This window comes from Duganella qianjiadongensis (genome assembly GCF_009857915.1).
In the GTDB taxonomy this organism is placed as follows: Bacteria; Pseudomonadota; Gammaproteobacteria; order Burkholderiales; family Burkholderiaceae_D; genus Rugamonas; species Rugamonas qianjiadongensis.
The window spans coordinates 74,645-92,354 of sequence record NZ_WWCM01000012.1 but is presented as its reverse complement, the minus strand read 5'-3'; the positions used below and the strand labels follow the sequence as shown (position 1 = coordinate 92,354).

Annotated in this window: 12 protein-coding genes; 6 read left to right on the top strand and 6 right to left on the bottom strand. The window is 63.6% G+C overall.

Translation table 11 applies throughout. From position 1 onward, the window contains the following. The first annotated feature begins 28 nt into the window (after positions 1-28). Positions 29-472 (top strand): thioesterase family protein, encoded by a 444-nt coding sequence (locus GTP27_RS16805; protein WP_161040321.1) that lies wholly within the window; start codon positions 29-31, stop codon positions 470-472. A gap of 21 nt (positions 473-493) precedes the next feature. On the opposite strand, the gene GTP27_RS16800 is transcribed toward GTP27_RS16805, so the two are convergent. Then, entirely contained in the window at positions 494-982 is a 489-nt protein-coding gene (locus GTP27_RS16800; RefSeq protein WP_161040320.1) for a DUF3016 domain-containing protein, read from the bottom strand. A 452-nt stretch (positions 983-1,434) separates the two neighbouring features. Between GTP27_RS16800 and GTP27_RS16795 the strand changes: the two genes are divergently transcribed. Further along, positions 1,435-2,940, top strand: coding sequence for an HD domain-containing phosphohydrolase (locus tag GTP27_RS16795; protein ID WP_161040319.1), 1,506 nt, complete (start codon positions 1,435-1,437; stop codon positions 2,938-2,940). A gap of 25 nt (positions 2,941-2,965) precedes the next feature. Here the strand turns inward: GTP27_RS16795 and GTP27_RS16790 are convergent, their stop codons facing one another. Next, positions 2,966-4,918, bottom strand: coding sequence for a GAF domain-containing sensor histidine kinase (locus GTP27_RS16790; protein ID WP_161040318.1), 1,953 nt, complete (start codon positions 4,916-4,918; stop codon positions 2,966-2,968). 114 nt (positions 4,919-5,032) lie between these two features. Next, complete coding sequence (locus GTP27_RS16785; protein WP_161040317.1) at positions 5,033-5,515, bottom strand: hypothetical protein; 483 nt, start codon at positions 5,513-5,515, stop codon at positions 5,033-5,035. Positions 5,516-5,897: 382 nt separating this feature from the next. Here GTP27_RS16785 and GTP27_RS16780 point away from each other — a divergent pair, with 382 nt between their 5' ends. Then, a complete protein-coding gene (locus GTP27_RS16780; RefSeq protein WP_161040316.1) occupies positions 5,898-6,557 on the top strand; it encodes an Npun_F0296 family exosortase-dependent surface protein in 660 nt (219 codons plus the stop codon). 118 nt (positions 6,558-6,675) lie between these two features. Here GTP27_RS16780 and GTP27_RS16775 read toward each other — a convergent pair whose 3' ends face one another. After that, positions 6,676-6,888 carry a hypothetical protein gene (locus GTP27_RS16775; protein WP_161040315.1) on the bottom strand — a complete coding sequence of 71 codons (213 nt, stop codon included), beginning with the start codon at positions 6,886-6,888 and terminating at the stop codon, positions 6,676-6,678. A gap of 206 nt (positions 6,889-7,094) precedes the next feature. Between GTP27_RS16775 and GTP27_RS16770 the strand changes: the two genes are divergently transcribed. Beyond that, complete coding sequence (locus tag GTP27_RS16770; RefSeq protein WP_161040314.1) at positions 7,095-7,484, top strand: hypothetical protein; 390 nt, start codon at positions 7,095-7,097, stop codon at positions 7,482-7,484. Between the two features lie 93 nt (positions 7,485-7,577). Here the strand turns inward: GTP27_RS16770 and GTP27_RS16765 are convergent, their stop codons facing one another. Beyond that, entirely contained in the window at positions 7,578-10,580 is a 3,003-nt protein-coding gene (locus tag GTP27_RS16765) for a CHASE domain-containing protein (protein WP_229634071.1), read from the bottom strand. After that, on the bottom strand, positions 10,581-11,288 hold the full coding sequence (gene queC, locus GTP27_RS16760; protein ID WP_161040313.1) for a 7-cyano-7-deazaguanine synthase QueC: 708 nt from the start codon (positions 11,286-11,288) through the stop codon (positions 10,581-10,583). A 106-nt stretch (positions 11,289-11,394) separates the two neighbouring features. Here queC and GTP27_RS16755 point away from each other — a divergent pair, with 106 nt between their 5' ends. Then, positions 11,395-13,284 (top strand): autotransporter assembly complex protein TamA, encoded by a 1,890-nt coding sequence (locus GTP27_RS16755; protein ID WP_161040312.1) that lies wholly within the window; start codon positions 11,395-11,397, stop codon positions 13,282-13,284. Further along, on the top strand, positions 13,284-17,702 hold the full coding sequence (locus GTP27_RS16750; RefSeq protein ID WP_202416868.1) for a translocation/assembly module TamB domain-containing protein: 4,419 nt from the start codon (positions 13,284-13,286) through the stop codon (positions 17,700-17,702). The genes GTP27_RS16755 and GTP27_RS16750 overlap by 1 nt, the downstream gene beginning before the upstream one ends. The last annotated feature ends 8 nt before the right edge of the window (positions 17,703-17,710 follow it).

The following is a 17,710-nucleotide window of genomic DNA, read 5'->3' as shown; positions in this document are numbered from 1 at the left end:
GAATGAAGCCTTCCTAAGTGAGGTAAGCATGGCCCGTCTGCAACTCGATTTCCCCGAAAACCAGTTCTGTTATTCCACCCAGCTCACGGTCCGCGTGACCGACATCAACGCCGGCAACCATCTCGGCAATGACTCCATGATATCCATGCTGTCGGAAGCGCGCGCGCGCTTCCTGTACGAAAACGGCGTGGAAGAAGTCGATGGCACGGGGCTGGGCATCATCGTCACCGACCTGTCCACCATGTACCGCGCCGAAGCCCATGCGCGCGATGTGCTGACCTTCGAGGTGGGAGTCATGGACTTCAATAGCTACGGCGGCGATATCATCTTCCGCGTCACCCGCCCGGCCGACCGCGCGCTGGTGGCCATGGCCAAGTACGGCTTTGTCTTCTTCAACTACAAAACCAGCAAAGTCACGCCCATGCCGGAAGAATTCCGCGCCAAATTCCCCAGAGTGAACCGGCTGGACTAAACCGCCAGCGGCTGTGCCAGATCAGCGTGCCGCCACTTTCGGCACGATGGTCTTGTCGAACCACTCATCCAGCATCTGCTTTTCGTAACGCAGCGTATCGGTTTCCCAGTAGCGGTTGATGCGCTGCATATAGCTCATATTCGAGAGCTGTTCGTCGCCGCTGCGCAGCGTCTGGCCGTTCTGTTCCAGCGTGTAGTGCAGCCGCATGCGCGGCCAGTCGGCGCCGTCATTGAGCACGCGGATATCTTCGCCACCATTGCGGCGCGGCCACATGCGTCCGGCCAGATCGATGTCGAGCACTTCGATTTTCAGGCTCTGCCCGGCCGGCAGTCTGGCATTCCAGCTGTCGAAATAGTTACTGAAATCTTTCAGCACCCGTTCGCGCTCGATGGCATTGCGCGGCACATCGGCATAATCTTCCGGCTTCACATAGCTGACGCTCACTTGCGCCGCAGCGGCGCCACTGGCCAGCAGCGCTGCCGCCAGCAGTATGCGTGTCTTTGCTCGCATGACTAACTCCTTCACAGTCGGTGCAGCGCTTGATGCTGCAAACAATATAGCTGCAATATAGCCGCTTTCCTGCGCCGCTGCGCTGCCTGAATAAGTTTGTTACCAAATCCGGCCGTTAGCGCCTGTCATGCTGGCGTCATAACATCCGGCTAAGATTGCGTCCGTTGCAGCACGCCTCCGCACCTGCCTGCCCGTACCGATTTCCCCCAGCTGTCCCCCGCCCGCAACGAGCTTAGCCTCCTTGCGGGCTTTTTTGCTGGCCAGTGCGCCTTGTTGTGTAAATGCGATGGCAATATTGCCTAAAACGAAGTATTGTTGCTGCTGCCCTGAGCACGCCACTGCGGCTTTGCAACACTCCCCAAAAACACGGATTGTTGCTTGTTGTCAATGGCGATAAGCCCGGTCTACAATCGGATAACCCCAACCTCGTGCCTTTTGCGGAACTCGCTCATATGTCTTTTCTGTCACCGTCGTCGCCTAAACTAGCGCCATGGAAAGTCCTGCTGGTCGACGATGAACCCGACATCCACGATATCACCAAGCTGACCCTGAGCCGTTTCCGGCTCGACGGCCGCGCCCTCACCTTCGTGCATGCCTACAGCGGCGCCGAAGCTAAAGAGGTGCTGGCGCGCGAAAGCGATATCGCACTGGTATTCCTCGATGTGGTGATGGAGAGCGAAGACAGCGGGCTGGAAGTGGCGCGCTGGATGCGGCAGGACCTGAATAACCAGTTCACCCGCATCGTGCTGCGTACGGGCCAGCCGGGACAGGCGCCGGAAGAACGGGTGATCGTCAATTTCGACATCAACGACTACAAGGAAAAGACCGAGCTCGATCGCACCAAGCTGTTTACCACCACCTTTGCCGCCCTGCGCGCCTACCGCGACATCATGAAGGTGGAAGAAGCGCGTCAGGCGCAGGTGCACTACCGCGAAGGGCTGGAACGGGTGATCGCCGCATCGGCGCATATTTTCCAGCAGCGTAATCTGCAGGATTTCGCCAACGGCCTGCTGCAGCAGGTGGTGGCGCTACTGCGGCTGGAGCAGAGCATGCTGCTGCGCCTGCGCGCTGCCACGGCCATCAGCGGCGAGAACAACTACGAAATTCTGGCCCGTATCGGCGACATCGACGGCCCGCTGCTCAGCCCCGAATTGCTGGCCCAGCTCGATCACTCCAAGGTCAACAAGATTACCCAGCTCGAAGGCGATACCTATATCGGCTACTTCCCCAACAACAGCGGCAAGCATTCGCTGCTGATCCTGAAAGGGGTGGAGGAAATCTCCGAGCTCGATATCAAGCTGCTGGAAGTGTTCTGCTCGGGCGTGGCCATCGCCTTCGATAACATACTACTGACCCAGGAAATCACCGACACCCAGGCCGAGCTGATACTGCGTCTGGGCGATGTGGTGGAATCGCGCTCCAACGAAGCGGGCAATCACGTGCGCCGCATGGCCGAAGTATGCCACCTGCTGGCCAGCGCCAGCGGCATGAGCGACGAGGAAACCGCCGTGCTGCAGCACGCCGCACCGATGCACGATATCGGCAAGATCGCCACGCCGGACGCCGTGCTGCTCAAGCCGGGCAAGCTCGATGCGGACGAATGGGAAATCATGAAGCAGCACCCCAGCGTGGGGCTGTCCATCCTCAACGGTTCGCAGCGCCCCATCCTCAAGGCGGCGGCCGTGATCGCCCACCAGCACCACGAGAAATACGATGGCAGCGGCTATCCGCAAGGCCTGAAGGGCGAGCAGATCCACCTGTACGCGCGCATCGTGGCGGTGGCCGATGTATTCGACGCGCTGATGCACAAGCGCTGCTACAAGGAAGCGTGGCCGCTGGAACAGGTGATAGCCCACCTGCGCTCGGTGGCCGGCCAGCATCTGGACCCGCACTATGTCGACCTGCTGGTGCAGAACATCGACCAGGCGCTGGAAATCAACCAGCGCTTCCCCGACTAGGCGCCGCGCTGCCGCGTCACAGCGCTCAGGCAGCGACCTTGCGCTGGATTTTGGGGAAGCGCAGCTTGTAGTGCAGCCCCAGTCCCGGCGAACTGAGTACCTTGACGGTGCCACCCAGCGCGCCCGTCACCAGGTTGTACAGGATGTGCGCCCCTAGCCCGCTGCCGCCGGTGCCGCGCTTGGTGGTGTAGAACGGGTCGAACAGCTGGGCCAGCGCCGCGCTGTCCATACCGATGCCGTCATCGCTGTAATTAAGCTCGATCAGATCGCCATCGACCGCAACGTTAATCCGGATCACGCCGGGCTCGCCCTGCTCGAAGCCATGCACCAGCGAGTTCACCACCATATTCGTTACCACCTGCGATAGGGCGCCGGGGAAGCTGGCCATATTGATCTGCTCGGGACACTCGATCTCCAGCGTAACCGGCTTGCCTTTCAGCTTGGGCTGCAGCGACAGCAGCACTTCATCGAGATAGCGGCGCAGGTTGAAGCTGCGGATATCGTCGGCCGACTGGTCCACCGCCACCTGCTTGAAGCTGCGCACCAGTGCTGCGGCGCGCTGGGTATTGGTGGTCATGATGCGCAACGACTGATCCACAATGCCGAAGAACTGCTGCAGGCCCTCTTCGTCCAGCGTGCCGCTGGCCAGATCTTCGCGCGTCAGGCGCAGCTCTTCCACCAGATGGCTGGTGGCCGTCACGCAGATGCCCAGCGGCGTATTGATTTCGTGCGCCACCCCGGCCACCAGCCGGCCCAGCGAAGCCAGCTTCTCCTGCCGCACCAGTTCCCCCTGCGCTTCCTTGAGCGATTCCAGCGCCGCTTCCAGTGCGGCATTCTGCTCTTCCAGCGCTTCCTTGGCGCGGCGGATTTCGCGGTCGGCGCGCATGCGCGCTATCGCTACCGCCACGTGGCTGGCCATGAAGGCCAGGATATCGAGATCGGCTTTGCTGTACATCACCTTGTCGTCATAGCTCTGCACGATGATCACGCCGTAGGCGGTGTCACCGAGCAGCATGGGCGCCCCCATCCAGCTGGCAATGTCTATGCTGCCCAGCGGCTGCTTGAGCTCACCGCTGGCGATCAGCGCTTCCAGCCCGGCCCGGTCCAGCATCTGTGCCTGCTTGCGCTGCAGGATATAGGACGACATGCCCAGCCCGAAATCGAAGCGCTTGACGGGCGCCTGCTCGTCCTTCTCATCGACAAAATACGGAATGCTGATTTCCTGCGTATCAGGATGGTAGAGCGCCATCAGGAAGTTCTGCGCCGGCACCAGCTCGCTGATAATCTGGTGCAAACGCATATTCAGCCGGCTGCCGCCGGTGGCCGTAGCCGACAGATTGGCCAGTTCGTACAGGGCGCGCTGGATATTCTCGGCGCGGCGCCGCTCGGCCACTTCATGCGCCAGCAGGGCCGTGCGTTCCTGCACGGCGCGCTCCAGCCGGTCCATGCTGCGCAAGCCCTGCAGGGCGCTCGAGACATGGTTGGCGATCTGGGCGAACAGGGCCTGGTCTTCGGCACTGTAAGTGTGTTCCTTGTCGTAGCTCTGCATCACCATGGCGCCCAGCACCTGATGGTTCAGGTCATGCAGCGGGCAGCCCATCCAGTGTTCGGCGATGGTGCCGATGCCGAAACCGGCGTTATGCTGGCGCCGCGCCTGATGTTCGGCGGCCGTCATCACCATGCTGCGGTCGTTGATGATCACCGCCGCCGTGGGCGACTCGCCTTCTACCAGTTCGAACAGGTCATCGCGCCCGGGCGGATCATCGACTTCATCGACGAAATACACGAAGCGCACCTGATTGACGGGGCCATCGGGATCGCTCAGGGCCACAAAGTAGTTGGCGGCATACATGATGCGCCCCAGCCCTGCGTGCACGGCTTGCAGAAATTCGCTGATATCCGTGCAGCTGCTGGCCTTCTGGCCTATTTCCAGCAGCATGGCCTGAACCGCTTCGAGGCGGGCGAGACGACTTTCCATCGGGTTTCCTGAATCGGACTAAGAACACGAAAATACTAGCAGGTCCCCGCGCGCACGACCATAGCGGCGGTGCGTTGCTGACGTCCGACGTGGCTGCGCAGCGTACAGCGTGGTTCAGGGACGACGGTAACCGCCGTCTATCCAGCGCTCGGCGCTGCTGGCACTCAGTTTGAAGTCGGGCGCCACGCGCACCTGCGCCAGCTGCTCGCCATCGGCATCGACAGCGCTCAGGGTGGCATACGGGTCGTCTTCGTCCGGCACGATATCGAGCAGCACCTTGATCTGCCCTGCTTGGGTATTCACCAGCACCTGCTTGTGCAGCTGCGCGTGCAGTTGCTGCTCGTGGCGGCGCAGCACTTCGTTGGCCGTTTTCACCAGCGTGTGAAAGGCCGGCAGATCGAGCGGCTTGGGATTTTTCTTGTCGCGTCCCATAGTCCACGGTCCCACCAGCGCAGGCTCCGGTTCGCCATCCTTGATCATGGCGACGGCCCAGCCATCGTCATCTTCGTTCTTGATCACGCGGGCCGTCCAGCCATTGCCCTGCCACAGTCTGGCCTCCTGTACGGGGCTATCGTCGTCGTGCAGTGCTTGCTCCATGGGGTGTCCTGTCTGTTCGGTGGGGGAGCAAGATGATACGCCCTGCGCGCCAGATCAACAATGCCGCCAGCGCGCTGAGCCAGATCATGAATTCATGATATTTACGACAATAATAAAACCGTAAACACAACAAAAGTTTCCGGAAAAGAATATAAAACGGAAATTTTTTTGACCGGCATCAAAATATAAAAACCACTAGGAATCAGCGACTTAAGTCTGTTTTAAGCATTCCGGCAGCGGTAGCGAGCGGTTTTACTGCTAAAAAAGCACTAGACATTGCCGTGCGAATATTATTATTATCAATCCAGAATCAGCAGTTTCCCGAAATTAATAAAAGTTTCGCTAGCCATCAAGCCGCTAGCCTATCGATAAGGAACCGATCATGTCTCTGTCCAAAACCCTGCTCGCTATCGCCCTGACTGGTGCTGCGCTGAGCGCACAGGCTGGCGTCACCTACTCGGCCACTAGCGGTACTACTTCGGGTGTTTCCGGCGTCACCACCATTACCTTCGATGATGGCCTGCTGCCTAGCGGCTTTGCCAGCTATGATACGACCCATGCCATCATCCCGGTGGGCGGCTACCCGGGCGAATCGGCCCCGCCACCCAATGACAGCACCCGCTACTTCTCGGTCGGTGTCAGCGGCGGTCAGGTCAGCTCGTCTAGCGTCAGCTTCGCCGGCAACGGTGCCAGCTATTTCGGCTACTACATGGGTTCGCCAGACAACTACAACGTTGTCACCCTGTACAGCGGCAATACCATGCTGCTGCAGATTAACGGCACGAATATGGCGCAAGCCGCCTCGGTGCTGGCTGACGGCAATCAGGGCCACGGCTTCTACATGAACTTCTTCACCAACGGCGGCACCACTATTTCGCGCGTGACTTTCTCGTCCAGCGCCAATGCCTTCGAGACGGATAACCACGCGTTCGCCGCTGCCGTACCGGAACCGGAAACCTATGCCATGCTGCTGACCGGTCTGGGTCTGGTGGGCTTTGCCAGCCGTCGCCGCCGTCCTAGCAGCGAAGAGTGCTTCTACTAATCAGCCAGCCATAACAGCACGGCGGCGTCGCACGACGCAGCCGCATACAGTGCAAGCGCTTGGGGGCCGGTAAAGTTTTCCAGTACGGAAAGCTTTACCGGCCCCGATTTTTTCTACCCTACAGGGCGATGCAGGGCCGCGCTGGCGGCTGGGGCGGGGGCCGCAGTGGCGTGCTACGGGGATCGATAGCCGGCTGCGGCATCTGGTAAGTGTAAGGGTTGATGATGATGGGCGGGATGGCTGGCGGTGCCGACGGAGGATTTTTCGGCCCGCCACCGGACAGGCGCCGCATGCGCCGCCACGCCGCCCGCACTCGCTCTACAGCAACCATGATACGACCCTCCTGACAGAACTCGAACTTTCAGTATAGGCCGGCACCGGCCTATTACAAGGCGTCACCATTCGGTGCGGCCTGCATGCATTCCATCCCGTCAAAACGCCACTTTATCGCACACCGCTAGCTGTGCAGGGGCGCCGCGCGTACAGTTCAACCATGCCAGACGGCACATAAGAACTTAACCTGAATCGGGGTCCATCATGAAAAGCACCGCAAAATATCTGTTCATCGCTACGCTGTTCACCTTCCTGGCCATTTCTGCATGGCAGGTAATATTTGGCGACGGCATCAACGTGAATATCGATGGCGATCAGATCGACGGTCCGCTGGGCGCCATACTCGGGGTGCTGTTTGCCAGTGGCGGCATGGCCATCGCTGCCGTGGTCTGCGTCGGCGTGGCGATCTTCCTCGGCGTGCTGTTCGCCGGTCTGGGCGTGCTGATGGTAAGCGGCATGGCACTGCTGGCCTTCATCTGCATCATGGCCGTCTCGCCCCTGCTGCTGCCCCTGCTGGTGGTGGTCGGCATCATCTACTACGTACGCAAACGCCAGCAACGCCGCCAGCATCTGGCACTGAATCAGGCAGTCTGATCAAACGGCTGCGCAGCGTGACTAGCCCACGCTGCCAGCCCCACCCGTTTCAACCGGAAGCGGCCGGGACTAGCACTCCCGGCCGATCCGCCTTCAGGCCAGCCGGCCGTCATCCTGCGCCAGCAGCACCCGGTTACGGCCGGCCCGTTTGGCGCCGTACAGCGCCTGATCGGCACGGCTGAGCGCATGGGCGCCCTGCGGCTCGTCCGCATCGAGCCGGGCCAGCCCGATACTCACGGTGACCGTGATCGATATCTCATCCGTCAGTTGCATGGGCGTATCGGCTACCTGCGCACGCAAGCGTTCCGCCACCAGCTGCGCGGCCTCCAGCGCGGTAGCCGGCAGCAGCATGGCAAACTCCTCGCCGCCGATGCGGCCCAGCATATCGATCTTGCGCCTTGCCGCGTTCATGCGTTCGGCCAGCTGCTGCAGCACGCGGTCGCCGGCCGCGTGGCCGTATTCGTCGTTGATGCGCTTGAAATGATCGACATCGAGCAGCAGTACGCTGGCCGGCTGCCCGGGTGCGCGCTGCAGCCGGCTATGCTCTTCTTCCAGCCGGCCCATGAATTCGCGCCGGTTCGGCAGCCCGGTCAGCGCGTCGGTCGTGGCCAGCAGGTGCAGCTCATCGTGCATGCGGCGGCGCTCGGTGGTATCGAGCGTCGAGACGATCAGAAAATCCAGACTATGATCGTGGCCGGGCATCACCAGCAGGGTCAGCTCGTTGCGGCGCGCCACCCCGTCGAGACGGCGGAAGCTGCCTTCGCAGCTGAAGATCTGCTGCCCCCGTACCAGCGCGGCCAGCGCCAGCGCAAAATTCGGCATGGCGGCAGCGTCGAAATTCTGCGCCAGCGTCAGCTGCGCCAGATCCTGCCGGTCGGCCCGTGCTCCCACCTGTGCCAGCGCGGCGGCATTGACGTCGACTATGCGCACCTGCGCCGCCAGATATTCGAGCTGGGCCGGATTGGCCTGCAGGTAGACGGCCAGATCGTCGATACCGGCCAGATCCATCTCGCTCAGCGCCAGCCGCACGCCCGACCAGTCCTGCTCCCACAGTGCCACCGGGGCATGATCGTACAGGCTGCGGAAGCGCGCCTCGCCAGCGCGCAAGGCCTGCGCTGCGCGAGCCTGTTCGATGGCGATGCCGGCCAGCTGCGCCGCCTGTTCGATCAGCGTGATATGCGCCATGCCCGGCAGCCGCGCATGGCGATGGTAGATGGCGAACACGCCCAGCACATTGCCATTGGCGCCAAAGATGGGGTCCGCCCAGCACGAGCCCAGCCCGGCCCGCATGGCCTGCTGGCGGTATTCGCCCAGTTCCGGCGTGCCGGCGATATCGGCCACGATGATACGCCGCCCCAGCTGCACCGCCTGACTGCAGGGGCCGGACATGGCGCTCAGCGCCTGCCCGTGTACGGCAGCGTTGAAGAATACCGGCAGGCTGGGCGCAGCCCCCACCAGCAGGTGTTCGCTGTCGCCCTCGCGCAGCAGCACGCTGCACAGCATATCTTCGTTGCCCGCTTCGACGCCGCGCACCACGCCTTCCAGTATGGTCTGCAGCGGCGCCCCCGTCGCCAGCAACTCCAGTACCTGACGGCGGGTCTGCTCGCGCTGCATGGCGCGGGTCCGTTCGGTAATATCGTGGAAGGAATGCAGGCGCGCAGCCATTGCGCCCAGCTGTAGCTGGCGCGTATGCTGTTCCAGCACCCGGCCATCCTGCAGATACAGCACACTGAGTTCGCCTTCCGCCGGCCAGCCTAGCGTATGGTCGGGCGGCGGCGTCAGCAAGCGCGCCTGTACGGGCGGGCGCAGCTGCTGTGCCATATGGCTGCGCAGGGCCGCGCCGTCGCTCTGCCAGTCCAGGTGCTCTGGCAGATACCACATCTCGCGCAGGCGCCGGTTCACGTTCAGCACTTCGCCTTGCGGGTCCTCCACCAGAATGCCGTCCATGGTCGCATCGAGAATGCTGCGGATGGTGGCCCGGCTGCGCTGTTCTTCGCTGGCCAGCGCCAGCAATGCCTGTTCGCGCTCGCGCAGATCGCTAGCCAGCGTCTCGGCATAGGCCTGCGCAGCGCGCGCCCGCTCGCCGCTACGCGCCAGCTGGAAGGTCAGCCCGGCCAGCAGTACGCTGAACAGCATACCCGCCAGCGCCAGCAGCGTGGCTTTGCGCTCGCCGGAGGCATTGCCGTGTGCTGCGCGGATCTGCAAGGTCCAGACCCGCCCGCCGAAACTGAACTGCTGCTGGCTGACCCGGTTGCGCAGCAGGTCGTCGGGCTGGCTGTCGTACATGCGGTTGGCTGCCGTAGCACTACTGCCATCGTAGATTTCCACATCCAGCCCGCTGGCGCGTGCGCCACCCAGACCAGCCATCAGATCATCCATCCGGAACTGCGCGTACACCCAGCCCGTCAAGGCGGCACGGCGCTGCGCCGACGTGGCGGTGGACTGACCATGGCGGTACAGCGGCAGCACCATCAGGAATCCGGCCTGCACCGGCGCCTCCTGTTCCAGCTCCTGCACCAGACGGATGCGTGCCGTCAAAGCCGGCAAACCGGTATCACGCGCCCGTTCCAGCGCCGCACGGCGTAGCGGTTCGGAGGCAGCATCGTAGCCGATGGCGCGGGCGTTCGCCAGCGTGCCCGGTTCCAGATAGGTGATCGGTGCATACCATTCGCGCTGACCAGCCGGATGCACGCGGTAGCCCGCCACGCCACTGCGGCGTACCTGCTCGGTATGGGCATCGATCTGTTGCGGCGCCAGCAGGGCGATATAGCCTACGCCCTGTATGCCGGCAAAGTTCTGCTGCAGGTGCTGGGCCTCGAAATAGGTATGGAATTCTTCGCGGCTGACCAGTTCCGAACTGGCGAACAGCCCCTGTACGCCATGCAGCACCTGTGCGTAGGTCTGCATGCGCTGATCGAGATTGCCGAGCAGTTCGCGCACCCGCATATCGAATTCGGCGCGGGCATCGCGTTCGGCATCGGCGTGCGCCCCCTGCCAGAGTATGGCGCTAGCGCCCAGGCAGATGGCCAGCACCAGCGACGACAGAATGTGCGGCGAAAGCACCTTCTGCCAGCGCTGGACCGGCCACGGCTTCATCTAGGCACCGCTGCCAGCAAACTGCTGGTAGCCGCGGGCGCGCAGCTCGCAGGCCGGACACTTGCCGCAACCATAGCCCCAGTCATGCAGCTCGCCGCGTTCGCCCAGATAGCAGGTGTGGGTGCCGCTGCGGATCAGATCCACCAGCGCACTGCCGCCGAGCTGCTGCGCCAGTTCCCAGGTCTGCGCCTTGTCGCGCCACATCAGCGGAGTCTCCAGCTTGAAACGGCTATCCATGCCCAGATTGAGCGCTACCTGCAGCGCTTTCATGGTGTCGTCACGGCAGTCCGGATAGCCGGAGAAATCCGTCTCGCACATGCCGCCCACCAGCACCGTCAGGCCGCGCCGGTAGGCCACCGTGGCCGCCACTGTCATGAACAGCAGATTACGGCCCGGTACAAAGGTATTCGGCAGGCCATTGGCCTGGGTTTCGATGGCGATATCGTGCGTCATGGCGGTCTGCGCGATATTTTTCAGCAGCGACAGATCGATCATGTGATCCTCCCCCAGCCGCGCCGCCCACTCGGGCGAAAAGGCACGCAGCTGCTCGCGCACAGCCGGCCGCACGGTCAGCTCGATGGCATGGCGCTGGCCATAGTCGAAGCCTATGGTCTCCACGCGGGCGTAGTGTTGCAGCGCCCAGGCCAGGCAGGTGGTGGAATCCTGGCCCCCGCTAAACAGGACCAGGGCGGAATCGGTAGGCAGCATTACAGTGTTCTTTCAGGTTCTTGCAAAGGTATGCAACGTTATTAGTACGCCATCAATTGGGGCAATCCGGTAACATGGCAACATGCTTTACCCCCAATGGAATCTCATGCTACCGGCATTGCCCGCAAAATTATCAGCAGGTTCACGAATTTTGGCACAAGTTGTGGCAAAAGTAGTGGCGAATGTTGTGCCTAGTGTAACGCCACCCCTGCCCTGCTGGCGTGCCGGCGCCGCGCTGCTGGCTCTCGCCGCTGCGCCGGCACAGGCGCAGCTCGACTACGCACTGCGCATCAGCGCACCGGCACCACTGGACACCCTGCTGGAACAGAACCTTGATTTGCGCCGCTTCCGCGACAGCCCGCGCATGGATCTGGAACAGCTACAGCGGCTGGTGCGGGTGGCGCCCGAGCAAATCCGCACGCTGGTGGCAACCGAAGGCTATTACTCGCCCGAAGTCAGCGCCACGCTGGAGCGCGAAGCAGAGCGCCCCGCTGTGCAGATCCGCGTCAGCCCGGGCGAACCGGTAAGGGTAGGCGAAGTGGAACTGGAATTACAGGGCTTCGACAACGCGCCGGATCTGGCGCCGGCGCTACGCTTCGATCCCGCTGCGCTCAAGGCCAGCTGGGCGCTCAAACAGGGCGCTATCTTCCGCCAGAACGACTGGGAACAGGCCAAGCGCGGCCTGCTGCGGCAGGTGGTGCAGAGCCGCTATCCGCGCGCGCAGATTGCCGAAAGCAGCGCCACGGTCGATCCGGAGCAGCATGTGGCCCTGCTGCGCGTGGTGCTCGACAGCGGGCCGGAACTGCGCTTCGGCGAGCTGCGGGTGGAAGGACTGAAGCGTTATCCGCTGTCCGTGGTGGCCAATCTGAACCAGATCCAGCCGGGCGACTACTACAACGAAGCAGCGCTGCAGGCCTACCAGACCCGCCTGCAGGACAGCGGCTACTTCAGCAGCGTGGAAGTGAGCGCCGACAGCAGCGCCATTCTCAGCGAGCAACTGGCCGCAGCCGAAGCACCGGCCAGCCGCGCTGCCGGCATGGCGCCACTGCCGCTGCTGGTGCGGGTGGTCGAGAACAAACAGCGCAACGTCAGCGCCGGCCTGGGTTTCAGTACCAATACGGGTAACCGCGCCTCGCTTACCTACGACGATCTGTCGGTGTTCGGCCTGCGCATGAAAAGCGCCATGACGCTGGAGACCAAAAAACAGTCGGCCCACAGCACGCTGTATTTCCCCACCACGCCGGAAGGTTATAACGACAGCCTAGGCGCCGCCTTCGAACGCAGCGACATTGCCGGCGAGGTGACCAGCGTGGCCAGCGTGGCGGCCAAGCGTAGCTGGGGCACGCCGCTACTGGAACGCAATCTGTCGCTCGAACTGCTGACGGAAACCAAAACGCTGGACGGCATCCCTTCCAGTACCAGCAAAAGTCTGCCGCTCACCTATGGCATCATCTGGCGCAAGCTCGATAACCTGCTATTCCCCAGCAAAGGCTATGCCCTCAGCGCCCAGCTGGGCGGAGCCCTGCTGCCCCTGCTGACGGATGAAGCCTTCGTGCGCGGCTATGCGCGCGGCGTGCTGTATGCCCCGCTGGGCAGCAGCGATAACCTCATCCTGCGCGCCGAAGCGGGCGCACTGGCATCGCGCAGCAAGAATGGCGTGCCGGCCGTGTATCTGTTCCGGGCCGGCGGCGACCAGTCGGTGCGCGGCTATGCGTTCCAGGAGCTGGGCGTGCGCGTGGGCGATGCCATTACCGGCGGGCGCTATCTGAGCACCGCCAGCGCCGAATACCAGCACTGGTTCCGCCCTCACTGGGGCGCCGCCGTGTTCTACGACGCCGGCAATGCCGCCGACACTTTCAGCACCCTGCACCCCAAATCCGGCTATGGTCTGGGCGCGCGCTGGAAGAGCCCCGTCGGCCCGATCAACGTCGACATGGCTTACGGCCACGCCGTGCACAAATACCGCCTGCATTTCTCGCTAGGCTTCAGCTTCTGATGAGCGATACCACTACTCCCCAAGGCAAACCGCCTGCCCAAGCTGCTGCACCGGCGCGGCGCTGGCCGCGCCGCCTGCTGCTCGCCAGCCTGCTGTCGCTCGCCATGCTGGCCGCAGCATTCTGGCTGCTAGGGCGCGAATCCACCCTGCAGCAACTGGTGCAGCGCATCGCCAGCGCCAGCGGCGGCCAGATCACCGTCAGCGATGTCAGCGGCTCGCTGTACCACCGCATGCACATCGGTCATCTGGTCTATCGCAGCGCAGACAGCGTCATCACGGCCGAACAGATCGACATCAACTGGTCGCCGCTGCAGTACTTCTCGGCGGGTCTCTCGGTCAGCGAGCTGCGCGTCGCTGCGCTGACCGTGCAGAGCCTGAGAGAATCGCCGCCCCCCACTCTCCCCACCAGCCTGGCGCTGCCGTTTGTGCTGCATCTGGCCGACGCCCGCATTGATCTGCTGACCCTGAGCAGCAGCAAATCTGCCAGCAGGGATGTGATCCGCAAACTGCGCCTGCGGCTCGACGCCGACCGTCTGCACTGGCGCCTGCATCAGGCCAGCGCCAGCACCGACTATGGCGATATCGGTGCCGAACTGGAGCTGAACGCCAGCGCCCCCTTTGCCCTGCAGGGCAAAGCCACACTGGCCCATGCCAGCGGTGCGCGCGTGCAGCTCGATGCCGGCGGTACGCTGGCGGCACTTGAGCTGAAAGCCCAAGCCAGCCTGCAAAGCGCTACAGCGAGCGCCAGCGCCAGCCTCGCCCCGTTCGATGCGCTGCCCGTGCGCAGCCTCGACCTGCAGGCGCGCAGCGTAGATCCGGCGGCCCTGCAGGCAGGCCTGCCTGGCGCCCTGCTCGATCTGGATTTGCGGGCCAGCCTGAGCGCACAGCAGCAGCTGACGGGACACCTGACGCTGCACAACCGCGGCAAAGTAGGCACTATCGACCAGCAGGCATTGCCCCTGCAAACGCTGGCGGCACGCCTGAGCGGCAGCATCAAGGATGGCCGCAGCACGGCCAGCCTCGACGATGTGCTCATCGACCTTGGTGGCGCTGGCCGCTTCACTGGCGGCGGCAAGCTGCGGCACAAAAACCCGGCCGGACTGGAAAGCGCCCAGTTTGTTCTGCATACCGACAAACTCGATCTGCGCCGCGTACACAGCAGCCTGCACGCCACCACGCTGGCCGGCGACATCCGCCTGCACGGTACAGCAAAACAGCAGACCCTCACGGCCAGATTGGCACAGAAGGAACTCCAGCTGGAGCTGCAGGCACTGCTCACCGCCAGCAGCCTCCAGTTGCAGCAGGCGCGCCTGCAAGCCCGTCAGGGCAGTCTTGCCATCAGCGGACAGGCCAGCCTGCAGGGCCGGCGCGAATTCGCCCTGGGCCTGCGCAGCCAGCATTTCGATCCGGCCGCCCTCGGCCCGCAGCTGCCTGTGGCCGATCTGAATGGCAGTGTGACAGTGGACGGCCGGCTGTCACCGGCATGGCAGGCTAGCGCTACGCTAGCTCTACAGGCTAGCAAGCTGGAAGGCCACCCGCTGACGGGCAGCGGCACACTGCGTGCCGATGCGCGTCACCTGAGCGGCGTCGACCTGCGCCTGCAGCTGGCCCAGAACAGCGCCAGCATCCAAGGCAGCTTCGGCGCAGCGGGCGAACAGCTACGCTGGCTGGTCGACGCCCCGCAACTGAACGCTATCAGCGCTCAGATTGGCGGCGCCGCCAGTGCCAGCGGCACTATCAGCGGCAATATGGCCGCCCCGCGCAGCAGTTTCGAGCTCGATGTGCGCGGCCTGATGCTCAGCGCCAGCAAACATCCCAATCCCGATGGCCGGATACGCGCCAGCGGCGAGCTCACGCTGGCCGGTGCCGCGCGGCGTCCCGAACTGAAGGTGCAGGGCACGCTACAGAAGCTGGACCCCGCCGCTTTCGGCAGCGCCCAGAGCGGCAGCATACAGGCCGATTTCCGCGCCGATGCCAGACTGGCGCAGGACTGGCGCGCCGCCCTCAATCTCACGCTACAGCCATCCACGCTAGGCACAGCGCCCCTCACTGGCAGGGCCATGCTGCAGGCCGATGGCCAGCGCATCAGCAACGCCGATATCGATCTGCATCTGGCCAGCATGGCGCTGAGCGCGAAAGGCAGCTTCGGTAAAGCCGGCGACAGGCTGGAATGGAAGCTGGCAGCACCGCAACTGGCGCCGCTCGGGCCGCAGTTTGGCGGCACGCTGCAGGCCGCCGGCGTACTGGCCGGCACGGGCGCCAAGCCCGCCCTCAGCTTCACACTCGATGGCAGCAATCTGCACCTGCCCGGCGCACGCCAGATCGCCAGCATCCGCGGCAGCGCCACGCTGGGCAGCACCGACAGCAGCAGCGACGTGCCGATGGTGGCCGATATCGACATCAGCCGTTTTAGCTCACCCGCGCTGAACCTCAACCGCCTGCGCCTGCAGACCAGCGGCAGCCGTAGCGCCCACACGCTGCAACTGAACGCCAGCAATGGCGATTTCGATGCCAGCATGCGGCTGGCTGGTAGCTGGGCCAGCGACAGCTGGAGCGGCACCCTGAACAGCTTGCAGAACCGTGGCCGCTTCGCTTTCACGCTGGCCGCTCCCGCCAGCTTCAAAGTCACGGCAGCACGCGACAGCGGTGTGGCCGGTCTGCTGCACCCGCAGCAGATCAGCATGGGCAGCGCCAGCCTGCAACTGCCGGAAGGCAGTATCCGCCTCGACCAGCTGGAAAAGAACGGCGCCAGCTGGCGCAGCAAAGGACAGGCGCAAGCCATCCCCGTCAATTATCTGGCCCAGCTGTCACCGGCATGGCATGACTTCGTGCGCAGCACCCTGAACATCGGCGCCGAATGGTCATTCAACCTGCAGGCCGCCAGCAATGGCGCCTCGCCAGCGCTCGATGGCATGCTGCGGGTGTACCGCGAAGCGGGCGATATCACCATCACCGGTGCCGATCTGCCGCAGGCGCTGGGCCTGCGCCTGCTCGATGCCCGCGCCGACCTCGCCGACGGCAATCTGCGCCTGCAGCTCAATCTCGACGGCAGCCGCGCCGGACAGGCCCGCTTCGATGCCAGCACGCGGCTGGTGGATGGCCATCTGAGCCAGCACAGCCCGTTCACGCTAAGTGGCAGCGCCAATATGGGCTCGATCGCATGGCTGGCGCCACTGGCAGGCCAGCCCGGCATGGAAGTCGATGGTGTGCTCAAGCTCAATGTGGCCGGCAGCGGCAGCTTCGCCGCGCCCCAGCTGAACGGCGACCTGACGGGCGAAAAGCTGCTGCTCACTTTGCCGGAACAGGGCATCAAGCTGCGCAATGGCCAGCTGCAGGCCCGCATCAGCGGCGACCAGCTCAGCTTGCAGAACCTCAGCTTCGACGGCACGGAAGGCCGTGCCAGTGCCGAAGGCTGGATGCGCTATGCCGATAATCAGGCCAGCATGAACCTCAAGCTGGTGGCCGACAAGCTGGAAGTACTGGCCCGCCCTGACCGCATCCTCGTCGTGAGCGGCAGCAGCAGCCTGACGCGCGACGCCAAGCAATTCCAGCTTAATGGCAAATACCGCGCCGAACGGGCCAGCATCGAACTGGCCGATGAAAACACGCCTACCCTGAGCGACGACGTCATCATCCTCGGCCGTGGCGCGGCAGCAGGCAAGGCGCCACCAGCCATGCCGCTCAATATCGATCTGGAAGCCGACCTGGGCGACGCCTTCAGCCTGAAAGGCAAGGGCCTGAACGCCCAGCTGGCCGGTACGCTGCGCATCCGCGTCAGCGAGCGGCGCGCGCCGCGCGTACAGGGCAGCATCCGCGTCGTCAACGGCACCTATGCTGCGTACGGCAAGCAGCTCAGCATCGAACGGGGCGTGATCAACTTCAGCGGCGCCTACGATAATCCCGGCCTGAACATTCTGGCGGTGCGGCATGGACCGGAAGGCGAGGCGGTCAGCGAAACCAATGTGGAAGCAGGGGTGGAAGTGCGCGGCACGGCACTGGCACCTGTCGCCAAACTGGTCTCTACGCCCAATGTATCGGATAGCGATAAGCTGGCGTGGCTGGTGCTCGGCCACGGCATCGACAGCACGGGCGGCAACGATATGGCCCTGCTCAGCACCGCCGCCGGCGCCCTGTTCGGCGGCGGCCAGGGGCGGCTGGCCAATGCGCTGGGGGTGGATGAACTGGGCGTCAAGCAGGCGGCCGGCACGGCAGCCGGCGCAGCCACCGGACTGCAGTCCACCGTGGTTACGGTCGGCAAGCGGCTGTCGGCGCGGGCTTACCTGAGCTTCGAGCAGGGCGCGGGCACGGCCACCAGTCTGGTCAAACTCAAATACAAGCTGAACCCGCGCATTACCCTGCAATTCCAGACCGGCACCAACAATGCGCTGGACGTGCTGTACAACTGGGCTTTCGACTAGCTTTAGGC

Bases quoted from the DNA above. Each gene is read 5' to 3' on its own strand.
- GTP27_RS16805 (WP_161040321.1), top strand. From the start codon at position 29: ATGGCCCGTCTGCAACTCGATTTCCCCGAAAACCAGTTCTGTTATTCC.
- GTP27_RS16770 (WP_161040314.1), top strand. From the start codon at position 7,095: ATGAAAAGCACCGCAAAATATCTGTTCATCGCTACGCTGTTCACCTTC.
- GTP27_RS16755 (WP_161040312.1), top strand. From the start codon at position 11,395: ATGCTACCGGCATTGCCCGCAAAATTATCAGCAGGTTCACGAATTTTG.
- GTP27_RS16775 (WP_161040315.1), bottom strand. From the start codon at position 6,888: ATGGTTGCTGTAGAGCGAGTGCGGGCGGCGTGGCGGCGCATGCGGCGC.
- GTP27_RS16765 (WP_229634071.1), bottom strand. From the start codon at position 10,580: ATGAAGCCGTGGCCGGTCCAGCGCTGGCAGAAGGTGCTTTCGCCGCAC.
- queC (WP_161040313.1), bottom strand. From the start codon at position 11,288: ATGCTGCCTACCGATTCCGCCCTGGTCCTGTTTAGCGGGGGCCAGGAT.
- GTP27_RS16785 (WP_161040317.1), bottom strand. From the start codon at position 5,515: ATGGAGCAAGCACTGCACGACGACGATAGCCCCGTACAGGAGGCCAGA.
- GTP27_RS16795 (WP_161040319.1), top strand. From the start codon at position 1,435: ATGTCTTTTCTGTCACCGTCGTCGCCTAAACTAGCGCCATGGAAAGTC.
- GTP27_RS16800 (WP_161040320.1), bottom strand. From the start codon at position 982: ATGCGAGCAAAGACACGCATACTGCTGGCGGCAGCGCTGCTGGCCAGT.
- GTP27_RS16750 (WP_202416868.1), top strand. From the start codon at position 13,284: ATGAGCGATACCACTACTCCCCAAGGCAAACCGCCTGCCCAAGCTGCT.
- GTP27_RS16790 (WP_161040318.1), bottom strand. From the start codon at position 4,918: ATGGAAAGTCGTCTCGCCCGCCTCGAAGCGGTTCAGGCCATGCTGCTG.
- GTP27_RS16780 (WP_161040316.1), top strand. From the start codon at position 5,898: ATGTCTCTGTCCAAAACCCTGCTCGCTATCGCCCTGACTGGTGCTGCG.